This window comes from Pseudomonas sp. JBR1, assembly GCF_028198185.1.
Taxonomy (GTDB): Bacteria; Pseudomonadota; Gammaproteobacteria; order Pseudomonadales; family Pseudomonadaceae; genus Chryseomonas; species Chryseomonas oryzihabitans_E.
Genome location: NZ_CP116340.1, coordinates 3,815,764 through 3,837,795 on the forward strand (window position 1 = coordinate 3,815,764; position 22,032 = coordinate 3,837,795).

Consider the following 22,032-nt stretch of genomic DNA (forward strand, 5'->3'; position numbering starts at 1 on the left):
AGGAAGGGTGACATGGGCGTATCCAACGAAGCGGTGCAAGCCGTCGAACGCATGCTAACCACGCTGCGCGCGGAGCGTGACGACTATCGCGAGCTCGCCCATCAGTGGCGGGCCATGTGTTTCGAATTGGCGCAGGAAAACCAGGCGTTACGGGACCGCCTGCAGGAGCCGCCTCGGCATTATGGCCCGCCGGCCAGCGCCTAGTGAGCGGCCCGATACTGCAGCGCTTCGGCCAGGTGCGCGCGCTGGATGTCGGTGTCGCCGGCCAGGTCGGCCAGGGTGCGAGCCACCTTGATGACCCGGTGCAGGGCGCGCAGGGATAGATTCAGGCGCTCGCCAGCGCTTTCCAGCCAACGCTGATCCGCGTCGCTCAGGGCGCAGACCTGGTGCAACTGGTCGAGGCCGAGCAGGGCGTTGGGGCGCCCCTGGCGAGCCATCTGGAGGGCACGGGCCGCAGCCACCTGACCGGCTGCCTCGGCAGTCGAGAGTTCGGCGGCCGACGAGGCGCCCAGACGCAGATGCTCGCGCGCCACGGTCAGGTGCAGATCGATGCGGTCCAGCAGCGGGCCGGACAACTTGCCGCGATAGCGCTGGATCTGCTCCGGGCTGCAACGACAGCGCCCACTGGGATCGCCCAGGTAGCCACAAGGACAGGGATTCATCGCCGCCACCAGCTGGAAGCGTGCTGGAAAGCGCACCCGCTCCCGTGCCCGGGCGATAACGATCTCGCCGCTTTCCAAGGGCTCGCGCAGCACTTCCAGCACCTTGCGATCGAATTCCGGCAACTCGTCGAGAAACAGCACGCCGCGATGGGCCAGGGTGATCTCGCCAGGCCCGGGGCGGCTGCCACCGCCCACCAGCGCCGGACCCGACGCCGAATGGTGCGGCTGGCGAAAGGGTCGCTGCGGCCAGTGTTCCAGTGGCTCGGGCCCGGCCACCGAATGAATGGCGGCCACCTGCAGCGCTTCTTCTTCGTCCAGTGGCGGCAGCAGCCCCGGCAGGCGACTGGCGAGCAGGGTCTTGCCGGTACCGGGTGGCCCGGCGAGCAACAGGTTGTGGGCACCTGCCGCGGCTACTACGAGGGCACGCTTGGCCGCTTGCTGACCCTGGACCTCGGCCAGATCGGGATAGGGGAGGGGCGTACGCAGCAGTCCACTGGGCTGGTAGGGCGTCAGCGGGGCCTGGCCACTCAGGTGACCGGCGAACTCCAGCAGGTGATCGACCGCCAGCACGGCGAGGCCACTGGCCAGGCAGGCCTCCTCGGCGTTGGCCCGCGGTACCACCAGGGTGCGTCCGGCGGTTCGGGCGGCAAGCGCTGCCGGCAGCACGCCGCGGACTGGCCGTACCGCACCCGACAGCGCCAGTTCGCCCAGGCATTCGTAGCTTTCAAGACCCTGGGCCGGCAACTGCCCGCTCGCGGCCAGGATGCCGATGGCCAGGGCGAGGTCGAAGCGACCGCCATCCTTGGGCAGATCGGCAGGCGCGAGATTGAGGGTGATGCGGCGGCTGGGAAACTCGAAGCCGGCATTGAGGATGGCACTGCGGACCCGGTCCTTGGCTTCGCGGACGGCGGTTTCCGGCAAACCCACCAGGGTGAGGGCAGGCAGGCCATTGGCCAGGTGCGCCTCGACGACCACGGGCGGGGCTTCCACGCCCACCTGGGCGCGGGTGTGAACGAGGGCAAGCGACATGATCTCTCCTTGATCGTGTTTCGCTAGACAGCAGGCTGCACCATCCTGGCGCGCCTTTACGGTCAGTCGGCGGCGGCGACATCCGTGGCCGGGGTAACCGGCGGCTTGACGTCCTGGGGCTGGACGTTCTCCAGCTCGGTCAGGCGCGCCTCAAGGGCTTCCAGACGTGCGCGGGTGCGTGCCAGCACTGCCATCTGCGCATCGAACTCATCGCGGCTGACCACGTCGAGTTTGCTCAGCGCGCCCTGGAGCAAAGCCTTGAACTGGCTTTCGATCTCGGCCTTGGGAAGCGGCGAGTCCTGACCGAACAGCCGGCTGGCCTGCTGGGTCAGGGAATCGAACAGCGAACGGGTCGTGGACATGGTTATTCCCTGCCTGTAATCAAAGCTCGAGTGTAGCACAGCGGGTTCTGTGCCCCGGATGCCGCCCTTGCACCGCTTTGGTGCCGGGCCCGGGCCAGAGCTGTTCGCTGTTGGTGCAAAGTCCTGCTCCACGACCGCTGGTCTGCCCTGTCAGGAGGCGCGGCAGGCCCGGCGACCCCTGTAATACGGACCCCTTCACGAACCTGGCAAGCTTTCTGCTACAGCCGATGCAGAGACGGGCGTCGAGTGCGCCTGGGGCAGAGGCGCCCGCCGGCCGCTTCTGCCGTGACCGCGGCGATTGATACGCCGACGGTTATACAGACGGTCACTGCGCTAGACTTGGCCGGGGTTTGTTTTCCTGGGGCAAGTCAACTCAATCGGGAGAAGTTCATGAAACTAGTCACCGCCATCATCAAGCCGTTCAAGCTCGACGACGTGCGTGAGTCGCTGTCCGAGATCGGTGTGCAAGGCATCACCGTTACCGAGGTCAAGGGCTTCGGGCGCCAGAAGGGCCATACCGAGCTCTATCGCGGCGCCGAATACGTCGTCGACTTCCTGCCCAAGGTCAAGATCGACGTCGCCATCGCCGACGATCAACTCGACCGCGTCATCGAGGCCATCACCAAGGCTGCCAACACCGGCAAGATCGGCGACGGCAAGATCTTCGTGGTGAATCTCGAGCAGGCCATCCGCATCCGTACTGGCGAAACCGACACAGACGCCATCTGACGATTTAACCGACAGCCCAACCCCACACGAGCCCCAGGAGAAACAACGATGACTCTGCGCACCTACGCAGGGCTAGGAGCCCTCATGTCTTTCGTAGCGCTGCCGGGCCTGGCCATGGCCCAGGAAGCGGCTGCGGCACCGGCCATCAACAGCGGGGACACGGCCTGGATGCTGATCTCGACGGCCCTCGTGCTGTTCATGACCATCCCGGGCCTCGCGCTGTTCTACGGCGGTATGGTGCGTGCCAAGAACGTCCTGTCGGTGATGATGCAATGCTTCGCCATCACCGGTCTCATCAGCATCCTGTGGATGGTCTATGGCTACAGCCTGGCCTTCGACACCACCGGCATGGAGAAGGGCGTCACCAACTTCAACTCCTTCATCGGCGGTCTGGGCAAGGCCTTCCTGTCCACGCTGCAGCATGATGCCGTGACCTCGGCGACCGCCCTGTTCCCGGAAAGCGTCTTCGTCACCTTCCAGATGACCTTCGCCATCATCACTCCCGCGCTGATCGTCGGTGCCTTCGCCGAGCGCATGAAGTTCTCCGCCATGCTGGTCTTCACCGGCCTGTGGTTCACCTTCGTCTATGCACCCATCGCCCACATGGTCTGGAGCGGTGACGGCGGCCTGATGTGGGACTGGGGCGTACTGGACTTCGCGGGCGGCACCGTGGTGCACATCAACGCCGGTGTGGCCGGTCTGGTCGCGGCCATCGTCCTGGGCAAGCGCAAGGGCTATCCGACTACCCCCATGGCCCCGCACAACCTGGGCTACACCCTGGTCGGCGCCGCCATGCTGTGGGTCGGCTGGTTCGGTTTCAACGCCGGGTCCGCCGCAGCCGCCAATGGCACCGCCGGCATGGCCATGCTGACCACCCAGATCGCCACCGCAGCCGCCGCCCTGGGCTGGATGTTCGCCGAGTGGATCGCCCATGGTAAGCCGAGCGCCCTGGGCATCGCCTCCGGCGTGGTCGCCGGTCTGGTCGCCATCACCCCGGCCGCCGGTACCGCCGGCCCCATGGGCGCCCTGATCATTGGCCTGGTCTCCGGCGTGGTGTGCTTCTTCACCGCCACCAGCCTCAAGCGCAAGCTGGGCTATGACGACTCCTTGGACGCCTTTGGTGTGCACGGTATCGGCGGCATCGTCGGCGCCCTGCTGACTGGCGTCTTCGCCGCGCCGGCCCTGGGTGGCTTCGGGACCGTGACCGATATCGGCGCCCAGCTCTTCATCCAGTTCAAGGGTGTGGCCTTCACCATCGTCTATACCGGTATCGTCACCTTCGTGATCCTCAAGGTGCTGGACGTGGTCATGGGCCTGAGAGTCAACGAGGAAGAGGAAACCGTGGGCCTGGACCTCACCCTGCACAACGAGCGTGGCTACAACCTGTAAGCTGCCGCTCTCGAAAAAGGCGCCGCAAGGCGCCTTTTTCATGTCTGCCCTACGGCTGGAACAACCGCCGTCCTGCTGTGTCTAGACTGCACGCCGGTGGTGTGCAATCACCGCTTTGCTTTTCCGATCGTCGCGCTAGAATGCGCGCCCAGTCAGTCGGCGGGGGTGTTTCATGTGGCTGCAGCGGACCTTTTCCCTGCGCGCTCGTGCGCGTGGTTTTCATCTCGTCACCGATGAGGTGCTGGATCAGCTGCCCGAGCTGGCTGAGTGCCGCGTCGGCCTGCTGCACCTCTGGTTGCAGCACACCTCGGCCTCGCTGACCATCAACGAGAATGCCGATGGGGCCGTGCGGCGCGACTTCGAGCGGTTCTTCAACCAGCTGGTCCCCCAGGGGCAGGCCGGTTACGAGCATGACTACGAAGGGCCGGACGACCTGCCCGCGCACTTCAAGAGCAGTCTGCTCGGGTGCAGCCTGAGCCTGCCGATCCAGGCGGGCCAGCTGGCGCTGGGGACCTGGCAGGGCATCTACCTGGGCGAACACCGTGATCAGGGTGGCGCGCGACGTTTGATCGCGACGCTGCAGGGCGAATAGCCAGGAATTTTTTGTAGGAGACCGCGTCAAAACGCGCGGTCCGATTTTGCCAAAATGTTGGAGGCGGTTTATGAGCGACGAAGATCTGGAACAGGACGACCTGGAAACAGGTGCGGAGGAAGAGGGCGATAACGAAGAGTTTGCCGCCGCAACCGACGACGCCGAGCAAGAGGAAGGCAGCGAAAGCGAAGCGCCAGCGTCCGGCAGCAAGGCCAAGAAGAAGCGCGAGCCCGAGCCGGAAGAGCTGCCATCGGTGGAAGCCAAGCAGCGCGAGCGGGATGCGCTGGAAAAAGCCATGCAGGACTTCTTGTCGCGTGGAGGCAAGGTGCAGGAGATCGACGCCAACGTGGTCGCCGATCCGCCCAAGAAGCCTGACAGCAAATATGGCAGTCGTCCCATCTAGGACCGTGCCATACCGCCTTCGAAACCCCGCTTCGGCGGGGTTTCGTCTATCTGGCGGTCACAGCAGCGCCATCACCATGATGAAGCCGGTAAAGGCCGCAGCCATGGTCACAAGGCAGGCCATGCAGATTACATCATCTCTCTCATACATGTTGGCAACGCCTTAGTAGCCCTAATGGGTGATGGCATTTTGCTCTCCTGGCAAAGACTCCCCTGTGCGACTCATCGCAAAAGGCCACTATCTCGCTCTGGCGATGCCAAGCAGTTCACCAATGGCGGGGCGGCGGCCCGTAATAGGGCCGTGGTTCGTAGGCTGGCTGGTAGGGGTAGTAGCCCGGCGGGACGGGGCGCCAGTGCGGTGCCGCATAGCCCGTTTGGGGGTAGGGGCGGTAATAGTTATAGGGGTAGCCATCCCGGCGGTAATAGGAATGGTGTCGATGATGCCGCCGGTACTCGCCCACCGGCAGGAAGCCTGCTTCCTCGACAGCCATACCGGGGGCCCCTGCCCAGGGTTGCCCCCGATCAGGTCCCCCGTGCGCTGCGGCCATACCGCTGGCGGCAAGGGTGGCGGTCACTAGCAGAATCAACGACGCTCGCGATGTCATGGTGTTCTCCTCGCGGCGCTCGATAGGCCGCGTCACCATGAAACACCTTTGGCCGTCAGCGGGCGTCAGGCCAGGTAAAGGTCTGGTAAGGCCGCTGGGTCAGTCCCAGTCCAGGCCTTGCATGCCCGCGGCGACGATGAGGGCCAGCGAAAGCAGCCCGATGCCACACATCAGGATCGTCAGCTCCAGTTGGTCCAGCCGCCGCTTCACCCCTGCCACCAATGCCAGAGGGTAAAGCCGATCAGTGCCATGACCAGGCCGAGAAACAGGCGATTCAGCCACAGGCTGGCGCTGCTCAGCAGGGTGAACCAGAGCGGTGTGCCTGGCTCGCTCGGTGCGATGGCGGGCTGCCCGCTGGCTTCTTGTGGCAGGACGTCGGGAAGGGGGGTAGCGATGAGGGGGATCGAGCGAATGGGCATAAGCGAGCGCCTCCGTGCGCCTTGTGCGAGGTATGACCGACCGCAGGCGAAAAGGCAGCGGCAGGCCATGGCCGAGCGACGGTAGTGAAGGGCGCCGCTCGTGCAACGGATGATCACCGAAATTTCTGCCGCCCGGGCGATGGGCCGCTGAAAAGGTCGGGCGGTTCCCACTCTTGGCGGCAGATAGCGGCATCGCTGGGGCCCTCAGGGCGACGCCTGAGGCGAAAAGGCGCCGGTGGGCTTGAATGGGCGAGCTGGCGGGTACAGCCTCATGGTCCTGATGCCGGACGCTGGGAGAAACGTCATGACCAATCTGCTTCGCGACCTGCCCGATGCCTCCGCGGCGGAGGTATTCACGCCCCTGCTGGAGCGGCCTGGCTGCCGCATCGAACGGATCGTCTCTCTGGGTCAAACCACCCCGGTGGAGGCGCCTTATCGGCAGGCTCATGACGAATGGGTGATGCTGCTGCAGGGCGCGGCCCGGGTTGCCCTGGAGGGGCGGGAGGTGGTGCTGGAGCCGGGCGCTGCGCTGTTCATTCCGGCGCGGACCGAACACTGGGTGACCTATACCGATCCCCTCGTCGCCACGGTGTGGCTGGCGATCCACCTGGGAGAGGCCTTGGCAGCCCCGGCGTCGGTCTGAGGCGAAGCGTGCTGCCTATGCCGCGGCGCCAGGGGCGCCAGGGGCGTCAAGGCAGCGCGCCTGAGCCTTGGTGTCCTGGGTCCTAGCGGACCTGGGTCACCGGGCCGTGATCGTCGCAATGGCCGTCATGGACGTGATGCAGGCGGCCATCCACCAGGTAGTCGACGTGGTCACCGTGGGGAACGGCCTCGTGGCCGCAGTCAGGACCATGGACATGATCGGGCGCATGGCCACTGCTCTGGCCGTGAGTGCAGTGATCGGGATTGATGGCGCCGACCTCCAGCACATGCTCGTCCACGTGATCGCCGTGCATATGGTGCAGATGGCCATCGTGGAGATAGTCGACATGGCCGTCATGCTCGATGGCGGTGTGGCCGCAATTCGGGCCGTGCTGATGGCTGTGATTCGCGTGATGCTTTTCGCTGCAGGTGGTCATGATACTGACTCCGAAAAGGGTGGCTGTCTGGTGACGCCACGCCATTAAAAAGTCTGAAGTGGGTAGAGGGTCAAGGATGCCGGGCGGAGTTTTTACCGAGCACCAAGGCGTCTAGGGTGCGCCTTGGAGTTCTTCTCGCAGGTGTGGCAGGACAGCACGGAGGAGTAGCGGATGGGCAGCGGACCCAGGGGATGAGGCCTGGATATATTGCAGGCACAAAAAAACCGGCACTAGGCCGGTTTCTCTGATCTCCAGATCCCGCAGGAGCTTGGAGGTTTGTCTTGGTGCCCAGGGACGGAATCGAACCGCCGACACGGGGATTTTCAATCCCCTGCTCTACCAACTGAGCTACCTGGGCAACGGGGCGCATTAAAAGCGTTTCTCGACCCTGTGTCAACAGTGAGCCCAAAAAAATTTAGGTTTTTCGGGCGCTTAGGGTCTGTTCAATGCCTCGCGAGCTAGAGACAAACAAGGCCTGGGCGGCCCCGCGAAGATAGCTGAGGAAGCGGATCGGACTCGCGCTCGAGTTTACAAAGGGTAAATGAGCGTTCCGACCGGGCCGCCCAGGCCGGGCTGGCGACCCAGGCCAGCCTCAACGCCCTTTGGCCGACGCGCAGCAGGCTTTGAATAGGTCCTAAGCCGTCGACTCAGGCGCTGGGGGGCACGTAGCCTTCAGCCTGGGCGTAATCTTCACCGGACAGGAACTTGTCCATCTCGGCTTGCAGGAACTTGCGATCCTCGGCGTTCATCATGTTCAGCCGACGCTCGTTGATGAGCATGGTCTGGTGCTTCTGCCACTCTTCCCAGGCCTGCTTGGAGACGTGCTGATAGATGTCTTCGCCCTTGGCGCCGGGGTAGGGCGGGCGATCCAGGGCGGGAAGCTCCTGCTTGTGCTTGCGGCACATCACGGTGCGGGTCATGCGGGTTCTCCTTTGAGCGCCTGCTCGGCGCGCTTGAGCAGTTTCTGCACCGGGGCGGCGAGGCCCAGGCGCGGCGGGGACGCGAGGTTATACCAAAGCCAGTCGCCCTCGGCCACGCGTTGGTGGCGATGGTCCACCTGCACCAGCCAGGGCTCGATGGCCAGCTGGAAATGGCTGAAGGTGTGTACCAGGCCGGGCAGCGCCTGGCGCTCGTCGATGGCGAGGCCCTGGCGTTCGGCGAGGGCTTCGAGCTCGGCCACATCGGCGACCTCCGGCGGTCCCCAGAGACCGCCCCAGAGGCCGGTGGACGGCCGGCGCTGCAAGAGCACGGCATTGGCATCGTTGACGAACAGCGGCATCAGGGTGCTGCGCTGCGGCAGTGTCTTGCGTGGCTTGGCGGCGGGAAAGTCGGTTTCCTGGCCTAGCAGGTGGGCGCGACAACCCGGCTTGACCGGGCACAGCAGGCAGCTGGGCTTGCTGCGGGTACAGAGGGTGGCGCCCAGGTCCATCATCGCCTGGGTGTAGTGGCCGACCCGCTCGTGGGGCATCAGTCGTTCCGCGACCTCCCACAGGCGTCGGGCCACGGCAGGCTCGCCGGGATAGCCGGGTGTGGCGGTATAGCGCGCCAGCACCCGCTTGACGTTGCCGTCGAGGATGGGGGCGCGGATGTCCATGCTCAGGCTGGCGATGGCCCCGGCGGTGGAGCGGCCGATACCGGGTAACTCGGCGAGGGCCTCGACACTGCGGGGAAATTCGCCGCCGTGCTGCTCGACCACGGTCTTGGCGGCCTTGTGCAGATTGCGCGCGCGGCTGTAGTAACCGAGGCCCGTCCAGAGGTGCAGGACCTCGTCTTCCGGTGCGGCAGCCAGGGCCTCGACGGTGGGTAGCGCCTGCATGAAGCGGTCGAAGTAGCCCAGTACCGTGGCCACCTGGGTCTGCTGGAGCATGATCTCCGAGACCCAGACGCGGTAGGGGGTCACGGCCTGTTGCCAGGGCAGGTCCTTGCGACCGTGCAGGTCGTACCAGGCCAGTACGGCGGTACCAAAGGCGTCGTCAGTCATCGGCGTTGCAGCAGTCCCCGGATGGCGTTCTGGATGTCAGGGCTGATCTTATCACCCAGCTTCTCTTCGATTTTTTCGTTCAGACGATTGCCGGCCGCGCGGGCGATGATCTGGCCCATGGCCTCGCGATCCAGGCGGCAAGCCTTGGCGCCCAGTTCCATGGGGCCGCGGCAGTGCAGCGGCCATTCGATATCGGCGTAGCGCTCGCCGACCTGGCAGCCCGGATCGGCGGCGGCGTTGGTATCGCCCTGCACGGTGATGCCCAGGCGGTAGTCCAGGCCGAGGGTGCGCAGATCGATGTCGCCATCGCCCTTCACTGCCAGGCCCGGCACGCTGACGCTCAGATCCTGGTTGCGGGCCACGCCGTTGACGATGGTGAGGCTGCCGCTCAACTGGCGGAAGGGCGTGTTCTGGCCGCCATGGGGCAATTCCAGCGGCTTGCGGTTGAGCAGGGATATACCCTGGCACAGCTGGCTTTCGACGTTGGCGTCGATCAGTTGGCCATTGCGCAGGGCGAAGCGCGCGGTGCCGTCGAGGTTGTCGATCAGCGTGCGCTGGCTGGCGCCGGTGCTGCGCAGGTCGGCGTCCAGGTCGAGCAGGCCTTCCACTGGCGGCTTCTGGCCCTGGGCCTGGAGGATGCGCTCCACCGGCACGGCCTTGATGCGTTCCCGGGCGGTGAGTTGCGGTTGGGCACCGCGCACGTCGAGGGCGCCGTTGGCTTCGAAGCGACCACCGAACAGCTCGCCTTCCAGGGCGCTGAGCTGCAGCTGGCCGTCAGCGGCCTTGGCCTTGAGGCTGGCGTCTTCGAAGGGCAGGCGATTGAGGGTGAGGTGTTGCAGGCTCAGGTCGACATCGGCGTCCAGGCTGCGCAGGCGTTCCACCGGCAGCAGGGTTTCCTGGCTCCAGGCGTGCTGGGTCGGGGCTTCCGGTAGCGGCGAGTTGCCTTGGGTGGCGATGGCGTCGACCTGGGCGACCTCTTCCTGGCGTGCGCCATTGGCCTGGCGCGCGGCGGCGGCCTTGGCCGGCAGATAGCGATCCAGGTCCAGGGTGTCACCGCTGAGCTGGATACGCAGGGCGCGGCGGGCGATGTCGGCGACGGCGACGCGGCCCTTGAGGGTGCTGTCGTCCAGCTGGAAGTTGAAGTCGTCCAGCGCCAGGGCGTTGCGGCTGGCCTGCACCTGGGCATTCATCTCGAAGCGCTGCAGGGTCTTGGCATCGGCCATGGCCGGTAATTCGACGCCGATACTGTCGAGGAAGGCGCGCAGGTCGAGACGGGCGATGGACACGCGACCGGCCAGCTGCGGATCGGTTTCCAGACCGGTGAGCTTGAGGTCGCCCAGCGCCTTGAGGTCATTGGCAGTGAGCTTGAGGCTGGTCCATTCGGCGGTCTGGGCGCGGCGGTCGACGGCGAGCTGGCCGCTGGCGGAATAATTGACCACCTTGCCGTTGAAGGGCTCGCCGCTGGCGTCGCCGGTGAGCTTGAGGTTGTCCAGCGCGTACTGCTGGCTGGCCGGATCGAAATGGAATTCGCCATTGAGCAGTACGGTGGCGTTCACCGGCGGCTGGGTGGTGCTGGCGGTACCGGCGAGCTTGAGCGGAATGGGCGTGCCGGCGTAGATGGCGCCGGTCTCCAGGTCGATGCCTTCGAAGGCATAGTGGGCACCGCTGCGGGCATCGCTGTATTCGATCCGGGAGTTGCGCACGGTCAGGCTCTCGACATTGAGCTTGAGCGGCTGGTGCGGGCTGGTCGACTCACCGGAGCCGGAGGAATCGGCAGGCGCCTTGGCTGGGGCGCCGCTCTGGTCCGCCTTGGGTGCGGGGCGACCGATCTCGGCCCAGTTGGTGCGGCCCTGGTCATCGCGGCTGGCGGTGAGGTCCAGGCCGTCGATCTTGACGTCGCTCATCTCCAGGTCGCGGCGCAGCAGCAGGGGCAGCAGCCGGACCGACAGGATCAGCCGCTGTACCTGGGCCAGCTGGCGATCAGGGGTGGCCGCGCTGGCCAGGGTGGCATCGTGCAATTCGACGCCCAGCCAGGGGAACAGACTCCAGCCGATGTCGCCCTTGAGCTGCAGATCGACGTTGGCCTTGTCGCGCGCGAGCTGGCGAATCTCGTCCTTGTAGTCGTTGGGATCGACCAGGTGGGTGAGGGCGAAGCCTACGGCGACCAGCAGGAGCAGCAGGCCGACGAGGACGATACCCAGCACTTTGGCGAAAGCTTTCATGGCGAGGAAATTCCTGTTCCGGCGGGCGATGGCGCGACTGGCCAGTATAAGGGCTTGGGCTGGCCGCGATGACATCGAGGTGTCGGCCCTGTGACAGCGGTGGTAAACGCCCGTTTCGTCGGCGGTCTTGCACCGCCCGTACCCTGGCAAATGAGTAGGGGTGGCAGTAGGCCAGGGTGCGCTTTAATGTCGCGCACCTCTGGTCGGTTGACGCCGTTTCTTTGACTCGTTTATGGGGAAGCGTGCAGGGAATGTCCACCGGCCTGGACGCTATACATCAGAAAGGGGCTAAACCCATGAGCACTACTCTCACCGCTGGCGGCGCCGCTTCGGCTCGTCCGGCTTTTCTTTCCAAGGAGCGCATCGTCGCCCGGCCCGGCTTCAACCGCTGGCTGGTACCGCCGGCCGCCCTGGCCATCCATCTGTGCATCGGCATGGCCTACGGCTTCTCGGTGTTCTGGCTGCCGCTGTCCAAGGCGATCGGCATCACCGCCGCCGTGGCCTGCCCGGTGGAGATGGGCTTCTTCGAGCAGATCTTCAGTGCTACCTGTGACTGGAAGATCTCCCAGCTCGGCTGGATCTACACCCTGTTCTTCATCTTCCTCGGCTGCTCGGCCGCCCTGTTCGGTGGCTGGCTGGAACATGCCGGTCCGCGCAAGGCCGGTGTCGTCTCGGCGCTGTGCTGGTGCGGCGGTCTGCTGATCTCCGCCCTGGGCATCTACACCCACCAGATCTGGATGCTGTGGCTGGGTTCGGGCGTGATCGGCGGTATCGGGCTGGGCCTGGGCTACATCTCGCCGGTGTCGACCCTGATCAAGTGGTTCCCGGACAAGCGCGGCATGGCGACCGGCATGGCCATCATGGGCTTTGGTGGCGGCGCCATGGTGGGTGCGCCCCTGGCCGATGCCCTGATGCGTCACTTCGCCTCAGCCACCGAAATCGGTGTCTGGCAGACCTTCCTGGTCATGGCGGTGATCTATTTCGTGTTCATGATGAGCGGTGCCCTGGGCTACCGCGTACCGCCGACCGGCTGGAAGCCCGCCGGCTGGACGCCTTCCACCAAGAAGGCCAGCAGCGGCATGATCACCAACCGCCACGTCCATGTGAGCAAGATCTGGGGCATCCCGCAGTTCTGGCTGGTCTGGGCCGTGCTGTGCCTGAACGTCACTGCTGGCATCGGCATCATCGGCATGGCATCGCCGCTGTTGCAGGAAGTCTTTGGTGGTCGCTTGCTGGGCAACGGCCTGCCCTACGGTGAACTCAGCGCCGATCAGCTCAAGCAGATCGCCGCCATCGCCGCCGGCTTCACCGGTCTGCTGAGCCTGTTCAACATCGGCGGTCGCTTCTTCTGGGCATCCTTCTCCGATTACATCGGCCGCAAGATGACCTACTTCGTCTTCTTCACCCTGGGCTTCGTGCTCTATGCCATCGTGCCCTGGACCGGTCACCTGGGCAGCGTGGCGCTGTTCGTCTTCGCCTTCTGCCTGATCCTGTCCATGTACGGCGGTGGTTTCTCCACCGTGCCGGCCTACCTCGCCGACCTGTTCGGTACCCAGATGGTCGGCGCCATTCACGGTCGCCTGCTCACCGCCTGGGCCGCCGCTGGCGTCTTCGGTCCGGTGCTGGTCAACTACCTGCGCGAGTACCAGCTGAGCATGGGCATCCCCCGCGCCCAGGTGTACGACATCACCCTGTACATCCTGGCCGGCTTGCTGGTGCTGGGCTTCCTCTGCAACCTGATGGTGCGCCCGGTAGCCGACAAGCACTTCATGACCGAGGCCGAACTCGCCGTCGAGCGCGCCAATGGCCATGACAGCAATGTCGGCAGCGCCCAGGTACTGGAGTGGAGTGCCGATCCCAAGACCAAGCCGCTGGCCATCGCCGCCTGGCTGGCCGTGGGCATCCCGCTGGCCTGGGGTATCTGGATCACCCTGCAAAAGACCGCTGCGCTGTTCAGCTAAGCTACCGCTCAGCCTCGCGACAACAGGGCGCCCCGGGTGGGGCGCCCCTGCGGTGGGACGCTCCGTCCCGCCGCGCTTTCGATCCAGCCCCCACGCCCCTATAATATCGGCCCTTTCGCCCACCGATTTTCGCGGAGCAGGCTATGGCCGAACGCAAGGCAACCGTCGAGCGCAACACCCTGGAAACCCAGGTCAAGGTATCCCTGGATCTGGACGGCACGGGCGCAGCGCGCTTCGACACCGGGGTTCCCTTCCTCGAGCACATGCTCGACCAGATCGCCCGCCACGGGTTGATCGACCTCGATATCCACTGCCGCGGCGACCTGCACATCGATGACCACCACACGGTGGAAGACATCGGCATCACCCTCGGTCAGGCCTTCGCCAAGGCCGTTGGCGACAAGAAGGGCATCCAGCGCTATGGCCATGCCTATGTGCCCCTGGACGAAGCCCTGTCGCGCGTCGTCATCGACTTTTCCGGCCGGCCCGGGCTGCACTGGAACGTGCCCTTCACCCGCGCCACCGTGGGTCGCATGGACGTCGATCTGTTCCTCGAATTCTTCCAGGGCTTCACCAACCACGCCCAGGTCACCCTGCACATCGACAACCTGCGCGGGGTCAACAGCCACCACCAGATCGAAACGGTGTTCAAGGCCTTTGGCCGCGCCCTGCGCATGGCCCTCAGCGAAGACCCGCGCATGGCCGGCGTCATGCCCTCCACCAAAGGGTGCCTGTGATGCAGACGGTAGCCGTCATCGACTACGGCATGGGCAACCTGCACTCCGTGGCCAAGGCCCTGGAGCATGCCGGTAGCCATCAGGTGCTGGTGACCGGCGATCCAGCGGTGATCCGCGAGGCGGACCGCATCGTCCTGCCCGGCGTCGGCGCCATCCGCGACTGCATGGCCGAGATCCGCCGCCAGGGCATCGATGAGCTGGTCCGTGAAGTCAGCCAGGACCGGCCCTTCCTCGGCGTCTGCGTCGGCATGCAGGCGCTGATGCAGCGCAGCGAAGAGAATGGCGGGGTGGACTGCATCGGCCTGTTCCCCGGCGCCGTACGGCGCTTCCCGGGCGGCATGCAGGAAGAGGGCGAGACCCTCAAGGTGCCGCACATGGGCTGGAACGAGGTCAGCCACGTGCTCGACCATCCGCTCTGGCACAGCATCCCCGATCGCGCCCGTTTCTATTTCGTGCACAGCTTCTATGTCGAGGCCGGCAGTCCGCGCCAGGTGGTCGGTCGCGGCCACTACGGCCTGGACTTCGCTGCGGCCCTGGCCGACGGCTCGCGCTTCGCCACCCAGTTCCACCCCGAGAAGAGCGCCGACTGCGGTCTGCAGCTCTATGCCAACTTCCTCGCCTGGGACGGCCGCTGGTAATGGCGCGCAAGCCGTCCGCGCCGCTGGTCAGGCTCGAACCCGAGCAGACCCAGCGCGTGGTCACGGCGTTGCAGACCCTGCTGGACGATAGCTTCGAGGTCCGCCTGGGGCGTTTCGAAGTCGAGGAACTGCTGGATTTCTTCGCCCGCGAGTGCGGGCCGCTGTACTACAACAAGGCGGTTGCCGACGTGCAGGCCCTGCTCAGGGAGCGTGTCGACAGCCTGGAAAGCGACATCTGGGCGCTGGAAAAGCCCTAGACCGCCCTCACCCCCGAGCCAAGGTATTGCCATGCTGATCATCCCCGCCATCGACCTCAAGGACGGCGCCTGCGTCCGCCTGCGCCAGGGGCGCATGGAAGACTCCACCGTGTTCTCCGACGATCCCGTGGCCATGGCCGCCCAGTGGGTCGACGGCGGCTGCCGCCGGCTGCATCTGGTGGATCTCAACGGCGCCTTCGAGGGCCAGCCGGTCAATGGCGAGGTGGTCACCGCCATCGCCAAGCGCTATCCCGGCCTGCCGATCCAGATCGGTGGCGGCATCCGCTCGCTGGAGACCATCGAGCACTATGTGCGCGCCGGCGTCAGCTACGTGATCATCGGCACCAAGGCGGTCAAGCAGCCGGAATTCGTCGCTGAGGCCTGCCGCGCCTTCCCCGGCAAGGTCATCGTCGGCCTGGACGCCAAGGACGGCTTCGTCGCCACCGACGGCTGGGCCGAGGTCAGCGAGCTGCAGGTCACCGACCTGGCCCGCCGCTTCGAGGCCGATGGCGTCAGCGCCATCGTCTACACCGATATCGCCCGCGACGGCATGATGCAGGGCTGCAACGTTCCAGCGACCCGCGCCCTGGCCGAAGCCACCAGCATCCCGGTGATCGCCTCCGGCGGCATCCATAACCTGGGTGATATCCAGAACCTGCTCGACGCCCGCAGCCCGGGCATCATCGGCGCCATCACCGGCCGGGCGATCTACGAGGGCACCCTCGACGTCGCCGAGGCCCAGGCGCTGTGCGACAACTTCAAGGTCTGAGGGCTCGATGATGAACGAATGCTCTTCGCTTGAGGAGGTTCGCTCGGCGATCGACGAACTTGATCAGCAGATCGTCCAGTTGCTGGCGGCGCGTGGTGCCTATGTACGTCAGGCCGCGCGTTTCAAGAAAGACGACGATGCCGTTCGGGCTCCGCAGCGCGTCGAGCAGGTCATTGCCAAGGTCAAGTCGCTCGCGGTCGAGGCTGGCGCGTCACCGGTAGTGGTCGAGCACGTCTATCGGGCGATGATCGCCGCATTCATCGAGGCTGAACTGGCAGAGCATGCCACCTTGCAGCAACGTACCTGACATCGTCTTCTGGAGAGAAACATGGCGCTGGCGAAACGCATCATCCCCTGCCTGGACGTGGACAACGGCCGCGTGGTCAAGGGCGTCAAGTTCGAGAATATCCGCGATGCCGGTGATCCGGTGGAGATCGCCCGTCGCTACAACGAACAGGGCGCTGACGAGATCACCTTTCTCGACATCACCGCCAGCCACCAGGGCCGCGACACCACCCTGCACACCGTGGAACGCATGGCCAGCCAGGTGTTCATCCCGCTGACCGTGGGCGGTGGTGTGCGCACCGTGCAGGACATCCGCAACCTGCTCAACGCCGGTGCGGACAAGGTCTCGATCAACACCGCGGCGGTCTTCACCCCGGAATTCGTCGGCGAAGCCGCGGCGCGCTTCGGCTCCCAGTGCATCGTGGTGGCCATCGACGCCAAGCGCGTCAGCGGCCCCGGCGAGACCCCGCGCTGGGAGATCTTCACCCATGGCGGGCGCAAGCCCACCGGGCTCGATGCCGTGGCGTGGGCGCAGAAGATGGAAGGTCTGGGTGCCGGCGAGATCCTGCTCACCAGCATGGATCAGGACGGCATGAAGAACGGCTTCGACCTGGGCGTGACCCGCGCGGTCAGCGAGGCGGTGGGTATCCCGGTGATCGCCTCCGGAGGCGTTGGCAACCTGCAGCATCTGGCCGACGGCATCCTCGAAGGCAAGGCCTCGGCAGTGCTCGCCGCCAGCATCTTCCATTTCGGCGAATGCACCATTCCCGAGGCTAAACGGTACCTGGCCGAAAAAGGGATTGTGATACGCTCCACAAAATCTTAAGCACCGGCAGTGCCGGCAGGGAGAGGGGCGTGCGCAAGGGATTCTGGGCCTGCTTGGCGGGTTTGCTGCTGGCATCGACGACCATGGTTAGGGCGGAGATCCCGGCGGGTTATCAGCTCACGCTGCTGACGGAAAACTTTCCCCCCTACAACTTCTCCACCGACGGCAAGAACTTCGCCCGCGAGGACGATCTCAAGGGCATCGCCGTCGACATGGTGCGCGAGATGTGCCAGCGCGCCGGCATCTCCTACAACCTCACCTTGAGATTCCCCTGGGAGCGGATCTACGGCATGGCCCTGGATCAGCGCGACCACGGCGTCTTCGTCACCGCCCGGCTGCCCGAGCGCGAAGCCCTGTTCAAGTGGGTCGGCCCCATAGGCCCCGACGACTGGGTCCTGCTCGGTCGCGCCGACAGCCATCTGCAGCTGCGCAGCCTGGACGACGTTCGCCAGCAGCAGCTCAAGATTGGCGCCTACAAGGGCGACGCCATCGCCGAGAGTCTCGTCCAGCAGGGCTTCCAGCCGGATCTCGCGCTGCGTGATCAGGAAAACGTACAGCGCCTGCTCAAGGGGCAGATCGACGTCTGGGCCACCGGCGATCCCGCCGGCCGCTATCTGGCGCGCCAGGAAGAGGTGACCGGCCTCAAGATGCTGCTGCGCTTCAACACCGGCGAGCTGTTCCTGGCCCTGAACAAACAGACGCCCGACGAGGTGGTACAGAAGCTGCAAAAGGCCCTGGACGAGATGCGCCAGAGCGGCGCGGTCCAGACCATCTTCAACCGTTATCTGTAACCCCGATGGGCCGAGCGCTCGGCTCGGACGGTTGGGCGAGGAGAGAGCAATGCGCAAGTTGTGGCTGCCTATCGCTAGCGTGCTGTTGAGCTGCGCCCTGGGCATGGGAACGGCCCAGGCGGAGTTGCCACCCGGCTATCGCGTCGTGCTGCTGACCGAGAATTTCCCGCCCTTCAACATGGCGGTAGATGACAAGAACTTCGCCCGCGACGAGGCCATCGACGGCATCAGCACCGATCTGGTCCGTGAGATGTTCAAGCGTGCCGGGATCGACTACAGCCTGTCGCTGCGCTTTCCCTGGGATCGCCTCTACAACCTGACCCTGGAAAGCCCCAACTACGGGCTGTTCTCCGTTTCCCGCACCGAGGCGCGGGGCCCCTTGTTCAAGTGGGTCGGACCGCTGGGCAAGACCCGCAAGGTGCTCATGGCGCTACCGGGCAGCACGATCCGGGTCCCCGATCTCGCCGCGGCTGCCAAGCTGCGCGTCGGCGCCTACAAGAATTCCGCGGTCAGCCAGATGCTCAAGGACAAGGGTGTCGTCGCCAGTGAAGTCCTGCGCGATCAGGAGAACATCGCCCGGCTGCAGAAGAACGAGATCGACGTCTGGGCTACCACCGACGTGGTGGGGCGCTATCTGGCCAAGCAGCAGGGCGTCAGCAATCTGCAGACACTGCTCAGCTTTCAGGAGTCCGACCTCTATCTGGCCCTCAACAAGGACACCCCTGATGAGGTGGTGAACCGCTTGCAGCAGGCCCTGGATGCCATGCGCCAGGAAGGCGTGGTCGACAGCATCACCCGCAACTACCTCTGACGCCTGGGTGACAGGTGTCGGGCACTAGCGATAGCGCCCGTCGCGACCGTGCCCGGCCATGGCACGATTGGCCCGCAGGGCGATCATCTGTGGCAGGTCGATGACTTCCACGCCCTGGGCCTTGAGCTGTGGCAGCTGCTGGGCCAGCACCGCCAGGGTTGCCGGATGGGGATGGCCGATCAATACGGCGCTGCCCTGTCGCTGGGCCAGGCGTACACCCTCGGCCAGCTGCGCGGCCACCGCCGCCGGGGTCGCCTCGTTGTCGAGAAAGACATCGCGCGAGACGCTGGCCAGGCCGATCTTCTGGGCTTCCGCCGCGGCCACGGTGGCGGCGCTGGTGCGGCTGTCGAGAAACAGCAAATGGCGTTCCTGCAAGACCTGCATCAGCTCGGCCATGGCCGGCCGGTCGGCGGTCATGCGACTGCCTTCGTGGTTGTTCACCCCGTCCGCCTCGGGTACCCGTTCCAGCGCCCGGTCGAGGCGTTGCAGGCGTTCGGCGGAAGACATCTCCGGATGCCAGGCATAGGGCCCGCCAGCCGGGTCCATGGGCAGGTGCAACAGCACCGTACGGCCGGCGCGATGGGCCTGGGCGGCCAATTCGGCGGCGTAGCGGGTCTCGGGGATGATGGCCAGCACTACCGGTGCGGGCAGGGCCAGCACCTGGCGATCCCGCGCCGGATTCTGGCCGAGGTCGTCGATGACGATGGTCAGGTGCGCGGTAGCCGCCTGGGCGAGTCCGCTGGCCAGGGCGAGCGCCCCGGCCAGCAGCCAGTGTCTACCCCTCACGGGGTATGGGTGACGTTGAGTCCCTTGAGCAGCGACAGCGCCTGGGAGAGCTGGAAGTCGTCATCCTGCGGACGCGTACTCTGGTTGGGCGCCTTGCTGCCGGTTGGCCGATCGGCGCCGCCATTGCCATTGCCCAGGTGGCCGGCCAGGTCCGCCTCGCGGAAGTATTCGTCGCCACCGCTTTGCGGCGTGACCTTGGCGGGGGCCACGGGGATGTCCGGAGTAATGCCCTGGGCCTGGATGGAGCGGCCATTGGGCGTGTAGTAGAGCGCCGTGGTGAGCTTGAGCGCCCGGTCATTGTTGAGCGGCAGCACCGTCTGTACCGAGCCCTTGCCGAAACTGTCGGTGCCCATGAGGATGCCGCGCTTGGAGTCCTGCAGGGCGCCGGCGACGATTTCCGCGGCCGAGGCACTGCCGCCGTTGATCAGCACCACCAGGGGCACCTTCTCGCTGGGATCGGCGGCATCGGCCGAGAAGCGCAGCTCGGAATTGGGTAGACGGCCCTTGGTGTAGACGATCAAGCCGTGGGTCATGAAGGCATCGGCCACCTCGACCGCCGACTGCAGGACGCCCCCCGGATTGTTTCTCAGGTCGAGGATCAGGCCCTTGAGCTTGCCCTTGTTTTCCTGGCGCAGCTTGCCGAGCGCCTTGACCGTCTCTTCGCCGGTATTCACTTGGAACTGCGAGATGCGCAGCAGGCCGTAGCCGGATTCGAGCAACTGGCTCTTGACGCTGTTGACCTTGATCACCGCCCGCGCCAGCTTGACGTCGAACGGCTGGGCGCCGCCGCGCACGATGGTCAGGGTGATGGGGCTGCCCGGCTTGCCGCGCATCTTGTCGACGGCTTCGTTGATGGCCTGGCCCTTGGTCGGCTGGCCGTCGATCTTGACGATCAGATCCCCGGGCTGCAGATGGGCCTTGGCCGCCGGGGTGTCGTCGATGGGCGAGACCACCTTGATGAAGCCGTTTTCCTGGCCGACTTCCAGGCCCAGGCCGCCGAATTCACCACTGGTGGTTTCCTGCAGTTCGGCGAAGTCCTTGGGTTCGAGATAGGCGGAGTGCGGATCCAGGTTGCTGAGCATGCCCTTGATGGCATTCTCCAGCAGGACCTTGTCCGACACCGGCTCCACATAGGCGGCCTTGATGCGGTCGAACACCTCGGCAAAGGTGCGCAGCTCGTCCAGGGGCAGCGGAGCGCTGGCCGGGGCAGCAGGAGCGGTGCCCGGAGCGACCGGCGTTACCGCGGCTGGCGTGCTTTGCGGCGATTGCGCCTGGACAGCTCCGACGCCACCGAACAACAGGGCGAGGACCAGGACGGTGGGACGAAAGCGATGCGGCATGTGCAGCTCCTAAACCGAGGTGTGTCGCACTATCCCTGAGCACGGCACCAGATGACGGGGTCCGTCGGGCGGCCCTGTTGGCGGATGGCGAAGTACAAGGCGGAGGCTTCCTGACCGCCGCTGGCGCCGACGGTCGCGATGGCATCCCCGGCCTTGACCACGTCACCTGCAGCCTTCAGCAGGCTCTGATTATGTCCGTACAGGCTGAGATAGCCATTCCCATGATCGATGATAACCAGCTGCCCGGCGCCTCTTAGCCAGTCGGCGAAGACTACCCGACCGCCGTGGACCGCCTTGACTCTGGTGCCGGCACCGGCGGCGATCAGGACGCCATCCCATTTCGCCCGAGGGTCGTCGCCACGGGCACTGCCGAAGCGCGCCACCAGGCGACCGTCGACTGGCCAGGGCAGCTTGCCACGGGCACTGGCGAAGGCGCCGCCATACGCAGGTGCTGCACTAGACACCGCAAGCTCCGGGGCGTTCGAGGGGCGGGGGGCTTTCGTATCGCTTTGCGCCTGGCGTCGCGCCGCTTCCCGCGCCTGGGCGGCACGGGCCTCGGCGAGCTGCCGCTGGCGGGCTTCCTCGGCTTCGCGGGCCTGGCGGGCGAGGGTTTCCTCGATGGTCTTGAGCACCTTGTTGAGGGCTGCCTGATCCTGCTCGCGGCTCTCGATCTCGCGACTCTTGTCGCGGTAGTCCGAGTTGATCTTGGCCAGCGCCGCCTGACGCTCCTTGCGCACCTCGGCCAGGTCCGCCTGACGCTTCTCCAGGTCTTCGCGACGGGCGACCAGTTCGCTCTGCTCCTGCTGGATGCCCTGTTCCACGTCGCGCAATTCGCGCAGGGTGTCGTTGAAGGCGGCCAGCTGATCCAGGCGGGTGCGATTGAGGTAGTTGTAGTAGGTGAGGGTGCGGCTGACCTTTTCCGGATGCTCCTGATTGAGCAACAGCTTGAGGTATTCCTGGCGGCCACTCTGGTAGGCGGCGCGGACCTGCACGGCGATCAGCTTCTGTTGTTCAGCGCGAGACTGGTCGAGCTTCTGCTTGCGCCCGTCCAGCTCTTGCAGCTTTTTTTCGCCACTCTCCAGCTGCTTCTGCAGCGAATCCACCTGCTTTTCCAGCTCGCCCATCTGGGTCTCGGTACTCTGCAGCTGCTTTTGCACGCCAGACTTCTCGGCCTGCACCTGCTTGAGCACCTTCTGCATTTCCTGGATGTCCCGGCGGGCTTGCTCGATCTGCCGCTGGGTATCGGCGCGGTCGTCGGCCAAGGCAGGAGCGAGAACGCTGGCGAAGAGGAGAAGGGCGAGAACACGGCGCATGCGAAGTCGTACGTTTCGAGGGCGAAGCGCCTAGTATGCCCGTCACA

The 22,032-nt window shown here is 65.6% G+C and carries 25 protein-coding genes and 1 tRNA gene; 15 read left to right on the forward strand and 11 right to left on the reverse strand.

Annotation, left to right across the window (positions count from 1 at the left end):
• The first annotated feature begins 12 nt into the window (after window positions 1-12).
• Complete coding sequence (locus PJ259_RS17675) at window positions 13-204, forward strand: hypothetical protein (RefSeq protein WP_150340505.1); 192 nt, start codon at window positions 13-15, stop codon at window positions 202-204.
• Here PJ259_RS17675 and PJ259_RS17680 read toward each other — a convergent pair.
• Both PJ259_RS17680 and PJ259_RS17685 read right to left on the reverse strand, forming a co-directional pair.
• On the reverse strand, window positions 201-1,691 hold the full coding sequence (locus PJ259_RS17680; protein WP_059313260.1) for a YifB family Mg chelatase-like AAA ATPase: 1,491 nt from the start codon (window positions 1,689-1,691) through the stop codon (window positions 201-203). The two genes, PJ259_RS17675 and PJ259_RS17680, sit on opposite strands and share 4 nt — an antisense overlap.
• 62 nt (window positions 1,692-1,753) lie before the next feature.
• Window positions 1,754-2,053 carry an accessory factor UbiK family protein gene (locus PJ259_RS17685; RefSeq protein WP_059313261.1) on the reverse strand — a complete coding sequence of 100 codons (300 nt, stop codon included), beginning with the start codon at window positions 2,051-2,053 and terminating at the stop codon, window positions 1,754-1,756.
• Window positions 2,054-2,443: 390 nt separating this feature from the next.
• Between PJ259_RS17685 and glnK the strand changes: the two genes are divergently transcribed.
• The 4 genes from glnK to sutA all read left to right on the forward strand — a co-directional run bounded on the left by glnK (window position 2,444) and on the right by sutA (window position 5,166).
• On the forward strand, window positions 2,444-2,782 hold the full coding sequence (gene glnK, locus PJ259_RS17690) for a P-II family nitrogen regulator (RefSeq protein ID WP_003096476.1): 339 nt from the start codon (window positions 2,444-2,446) through the stop codon (window positions 2,780-2,782).
• Between the two features lie 48 nt (window positions 2,783-2,830).
• A complete protein-coding gene (locus tag PJ259_RS17695; protein ID WP_271653676.1) occupies window positions 2,831-4,171 on the forward strand; it encodes an ammonium transporter in 1,341 nt (446 codons plus the stop codon).
• A gap of 172 nt (window positions 4,172-4,343) precedes the next feature.
• The gene (locus PJ259_RS17700) at window positions 4,344-4,763 is read left to right on the forward strand and encodes a secondary thiamine-phosphate synthase enzyme YjbQ (RefSeq protein WP_059313263.1); all 420 of its coding nucleotides are present in this window, start codon (window positions 4,344-4,346) and stop codon (window positions 4,761-4,763) included.
• A gap of 70 nt (window positions 4,764-4,833) precedes the next feature.
• Window positions 4,834-5,166, forward strand: coding sequence for a transcriptional regulator SutA (sutA, locus tag PJ259_RS17705; protein ID WP_059313264.1), 333 nt, complete (start codon window positions 4,834-4,836; stop codon window positions 5,164-5,166).
• An 810-nt stretch (window positions 5,167-5,976) separates the two neighbouring features.
• Here the strand turns inward: sutA and PJ259_RS17710 are convergent.
• Window positions 5,977-6,189 (reverse strand): hypothetical protein, encoded by a 213-nt coding sequence (locus tag PJ259_RS17710; RefSeq protein WP_059313265.1) that lies wholly within the window; start codon window positions 6,187-6,189, stop codon window positions 5,977-5,979.
• Between the two features lie 304 nt (window positions 6,190-6,493).
• On the opposite strand from PJ259_RS17710, the gene PJ259_RS17715 reads away from it, so the two are divergent.
• The gene (locus tag PJ259_RS17715; protein ID WP_271653677.1) at window positions 6,494-6,832 is read left to right on the forward strand and encodes a cupin domain-containing protein; all 339 of its coding nucleotides are present in this window, start codon (window positions 6,494-6,496) and stop codon (window positions 6,830-6,832) included.
• 82 nt (window positions 6,833-6,914) lie between these two features.
• Here PJ259_RS17715 and PJ259_RS17720 read toward each other — a convergent pair whose 3' ends face one another.
• From PJ259_RS17720 to PJ259_RS17740, 5 genes are all read right to left on the reverse strand, one after another.
• On the reverse strand, window positions 6,915-7,268 hold the full coding sequence (locus PJ259_RS17720) for a hypothetical protein (protein ID WP_271653678.1): 354 nt from the start codon (window positions 7,266-7,268) through the stop codon (window positions 6,915-6,917).
• A 282-nt stretch (window positions 7,269-7,550) separates the two neighbouring features.
• A tRNA-Phe gene (locus tag PJ259_RS17725) sits at window positions 7,551-7,626 on the reverse strand.
• Window positions 7,627-7,915: 289 nt separating this feature from the next.
• Window positions 7,916-8,188: an oxidative damage protection protein gene (locus PJ259_RS17730; protein ID WP_017639567.1), complete on the reverse strand. Its 273-nt coding sequence runs from the start codon at window positions 8,186-8,188 to the stop codon at window positions 7,916-7,918.
• Window positions 8,185-9,249 carry an A/G-specific adenine glycosylase gene (mutY, locus tag PJ259_RS17735; RefSeq protein WP_271653679.1) on the reverse strand — a complete coding sequence of 355 codons (1,065 nt, stop codon included), beginning with the start codon at window positions 9,247-9,249 and terminating at the stop codon, window positions 8,185-8,187. Before mutY ends, PJ259_RS17730 begins: the two co-directional genes overlap by 4 nt.
• Window positions 9,246-11,471, reverse strand: a complete 2,226-nt coding sequence (locus PJ259_RS17740) for an AsmA family protein (protein WP_271653680.1) — start codon at window positions 11,469-11,471, stop codon at window positions 9,246-9,248. Before PJ259_RS17740 ends, mutY begins: the two co-directional genes overlap by 4 nt.
• Window positions 11,472-11,767: 296 nt before the next feature.
• Here PJ259_RS17740 and PJ259_RS17745 point away from each other — a divergent pair, with 296 nt between their 5' ends.
• From PJ259_RS17745 to PJ259_RS17785, 9 genes are all read left to right on the forward strand, one after another.
• Window positions 11,768-13,432 (forward strand): OFA family MFS transporter, encoded by a 1,665-nt coding sequence (locus tag PJ259_RS17745; protein WP_271653681.1) that lies wholly within the window; start codon window positions 11,768-11,770, stop codon window positions 13,430-13,432.
• A 143-nt stretch (window positions 13,433-13,575) separates the two neighbouring features.
• Entirely contained in the window at window positions 13,576-14,169 is a 594-nt protein-coding gene (gene hisB / locus PJ259_RS17750; protein ID WP_058761454.1) for an imidazoleglycerol-phosphate dehydratase HisB, read from the forward strand.
• Window positions 14,169-14,807, forward strand: a complete 639-nt coding sequence (hisH, locus tag PJ259_RS17755) for an imidazole glycerol phosphate synthase subunit HisH (protein ID WP_059313269.1) — start codon at window positions 14,169-14,171, stop codon at window positions 14,805-14,807. The genes hisB and hisH overlap by 1 nt, the downstream gene beginning before the upstream one ends.
• The gene (locus PJ259_RS17760; protein ID WP_271653682.1) at window positions 14,807-15,064 is read left to right on the forward strand and encodes a DUF2164 domain-containing protein; all 258 of its coding nucleotides are present in this window, start codon (window positions 14,807-14,809) and stop codon (window positions 15,062-15,064) included. The genes hisH and PJ259_RS17760 overlap by 1 nt, the downstream gene beginning before the upstream one ends.
• A 31-nt stretch (window positions 15,065-15,095) precedes the next feature.
• A complete protein-coding gene (gene hisA, locus PJ259_RS17765; protein WP_027597481.1) occupies window positions 15,096-15,833 on the forward strand; it encodes a 1-(5-phosphoribosyl)-5-[(5-phosphoribosylamino)methylideneamino]imidazole-4-carboxamide isomerase in 738 nt (245 codons plus the stop codon).
• Window positions 15,834-15,840: 7 nt separating this feature from the next.
• Window positions 15,841-16,140, forward strand: a complete 300-nt coding sequence (locus PJ259_RS17770) for a chorismate mutase (RefSeq protein ID WP_271653683.1) — start codon at window positions 15,841-15,843, stop codon at window positions 16,138-16,140.
• Between the two features lie 21 nt (window positions 16,141-16,161).
• Window positions 16,162-16,944, forward strand: a complete 783-nt coding sequence (gene hisF / locus PJ259_RS17775) for an imidazole glycerol phosphate synthase subunit HisF (RefSeq protein WP_007159785.1) — start codon at window positions 16,162-16,164, stop codon at window positions 16,942-16,944.
• Between the two features lie 83 nt (window positions 16,945-17,027).
• Window positions 17,028-17,735, forward strand: a complete 708-nt coding sequence (locus tag PJ259_RS17780; RefSeq protein WP_271655892.1) for a substrate-binding periplasmic protein — start codon at window positions 17,028-17,030, stop codon at window positions 17,733-17,735.
• A 49-nt stretch (window positions 17,736-17,784) separates the two neighbouring features.
• Complete coding sequence (locus PJ259_RS17785) at window positions 17,785-18,546, forward strand: substrate-binding periplasmic protein (protein WP_271653684.1); 762 nt, start codon at window positions 17,785-17,787, stop codon at window positions 18,544-18,546.
• 24 nt (window positions 18,547-18,570) lie between these two features.
• On the opposite strand, the gene PJ259_RS17790 is transcribed toward PJ259_RS17785, so the two are convergent.
• The 3 genes from PJ259_RS17790 to PJ259_RS17800 are packed head-to-tail and all read right to left on the reverse strand — an operon-like array spanning window position 18,571 to window position 21,985.
• Window positions 18,571-19,332: a divergent polysaccharide deacetylase family protein gene (locus PJ259_RS17790; RefSeq protein WP_059313272.1), complete on the reverse strand. Its 762-nt coding sequence runs from the start codon at window positions 19,330-19,332 to the stop codon at window positions 18,571-18,573.
• On the reverse strand, window positions 19,329-20,672 hold the full coding sequence (locus PJ259_RS17795; protein ID WP_059313273.1) for a S41 family peptidase: 1,344 nt from the start codon (window positions 20,670-20,672) through the stop codon (window positions 19,329-19,331). The genes PJ259_RS17790 and PJ259_RS17795 overlap by 4 nt, the downstream gene beginning before the upstream one ends.
• Window positions 20,673-20,701: 29 nt before the next feature.
• Entirely contained in the window at window positions 20,702-21,985 is a 1,284-nt protein-coding gene (locus PJ259_RS17800) for a murein hydrolase activator EnvC family protein (RefSeq protein WP_271653685.1), read from the reverse strand.
• Window positions 21,986-22,032: the final 47 nt, after the last annotated feature.

Coding starts and splice junctions, on each gene's coding strand:
- PJ259_RS17675 (WP_150340505.1), top strand. CDS start 13: ATGGGCGTATCCAACGAAGCGGTGCAAGCCGTCGAACGCATGCTAACC.
- PJ259_RS17680 (WP_059313260.1), bottom strand. CDS start 1,691: ATGTCGCTTGCCCTCGTTCACACCCGCGCCCAGGTGGGCGTGGAAGCC.
- PJ259_RS17685 (WP_059313261.1), bottom strand. CDS start 2,053: ATGTCCACGACCCGTTCGCTGTTCGATTCCCTGACCCAGCAGGCCAGC.
- glnK (WP_003096476.1), top strand. CDS start 2,444: ATGAAACTAGTCACCGCCATCATCAAGCCGTTCAAGCTCGACGACGTG.
- PJ259_RS17695 (WP_271653676.1), top strand. CDS start 2,831: ATGACTCTGCGCACCTACGCAGGGCTAGGAGCCCTCATGTCTTTCGTA.
- PJ259_RS17700 (WP_059313263.1), top strand. CDS start 4,344: ATGTGGCTGCAGCGGACCTTTTCCCTGCGCGCTCGTGCGCGTGGTTTT.
- sutA (WP_059313264.1), top strand. CDS start 4,834: ATGAGCGACGAAGATCTGGAACAGGACGACCTGGAAACAGGTGCGGAG.
- PJ259_RS17710 (WP_059313265.1), bottom strand. CDS start 6,189: ATGCCCATTCGCTCGATCCCCCTCATCGCTACCCCCCTTCCCGACGTC.
- PJ259_RS17715 (WP_271653677.1), top strand. CDS start 6,494: ATGACCAATCTGCTTCGCGACCTGCCCGATGCCTCCGCGGCGGAGGTA.
- PJ259_RS17720 (WP_271653678.1), bottom strand. CDS start 7,268: ATGACCACCTGCAGCGAAAAGCATCACGCGAATCACAGCCATCAGCAC.
- PJ259_RS17730 (WP_017639567.1), bottom strand. CDS start 8,188: ATGACCCGCACCGTGATGTGCCGCAAGCACAAGCAGGAGCTTCCCGCC.
- mutY (WP_271653679.1), bottom strand. CDS start 9,249: ATGACTGACGACGCCTTTGGTACCGCCGTACTGGCCTGGTACGACCTG.
- PJ259_RS17740 (WP_271653680.1), bottom strand. CDS start 11,471: ATGAAAGCTTTCGCCAAAGTGCTGGGTATCGTCCTCGTCGGCCTGCTG.
- PJ259_RS17745 (WP_271653681.1), top strand. CDS start 11,768: ATGAGCACTACTCTCACCGCTGGCGGCGCCGCTTCGGCTCGTCCGGCT.
- hisB (WP_058761454.1), top strand. CDS start 13,576: ATGGCCGAACGCAAGGCAACCGTCGAGCGCAACACCCTGGAAACCCAG.
- hisH (WP_059313269.1), top strand. CDS start 14,169: ATGCAGACGGTAGCCGTCATCGACTACGGCATGGGCAACCTGCACTCC.
- PJ259_RS17760 (WP_271653682.1), top strand. CDS start 14,807: ATGGCGCGCAAGCCGTCCGCGCCGCTGGTCAGGCTCGAACCCGAGCAG.
- hisA (WP_027597481.1), top strand. CDS start 15,096: ATGCTGATCATCCCCGCCATCGACCTCAAGGACGGCGCCTGCGTCCGC.
- PJ259_RS17770 (WP_271653683.1), top strand. CDS start 15,841: ATGATGAACGAATGCTCTTCGCTTGAGGAGGTTCGCTCGGCGATCGAC.
- hisF (WP_007159785.1), top strand. CDS start 16,162: ATGGCGCTGGCGAAACGCATCATCCCCTGCCTGGACGTGGACAACGGC.
- PJ259_RS17780 (WP_271655892.1), top strand. CDS start 17,028: ATGGTTAGGGCGGAGATCCCGGCGGGTTATCAGCTCACGCTGCTGACG.
- PJ259_RS17785 (WP_271653684.1), top strand. CDS start 17,785: ATGCGCAAGTTGTGGCTGCCTATCGCTAGCGTGCTGTTGAGCTGCGCC.
- PJ259_RS17795 (WP_059313273.1), bottom strand. CDS start 20,672: ATGCCGCATCGCTTTCGTCCCACCGTCCTGGTCCTCGCCCTGTTGTTC.
- PJ259_RS17800 (WP_271653685.1), bottom strand. CDS start 21,985: ATGCGCCGTGTTCTCGCCCTTCTCCTCTTCGCCAGCGTTCTCGCTCCT.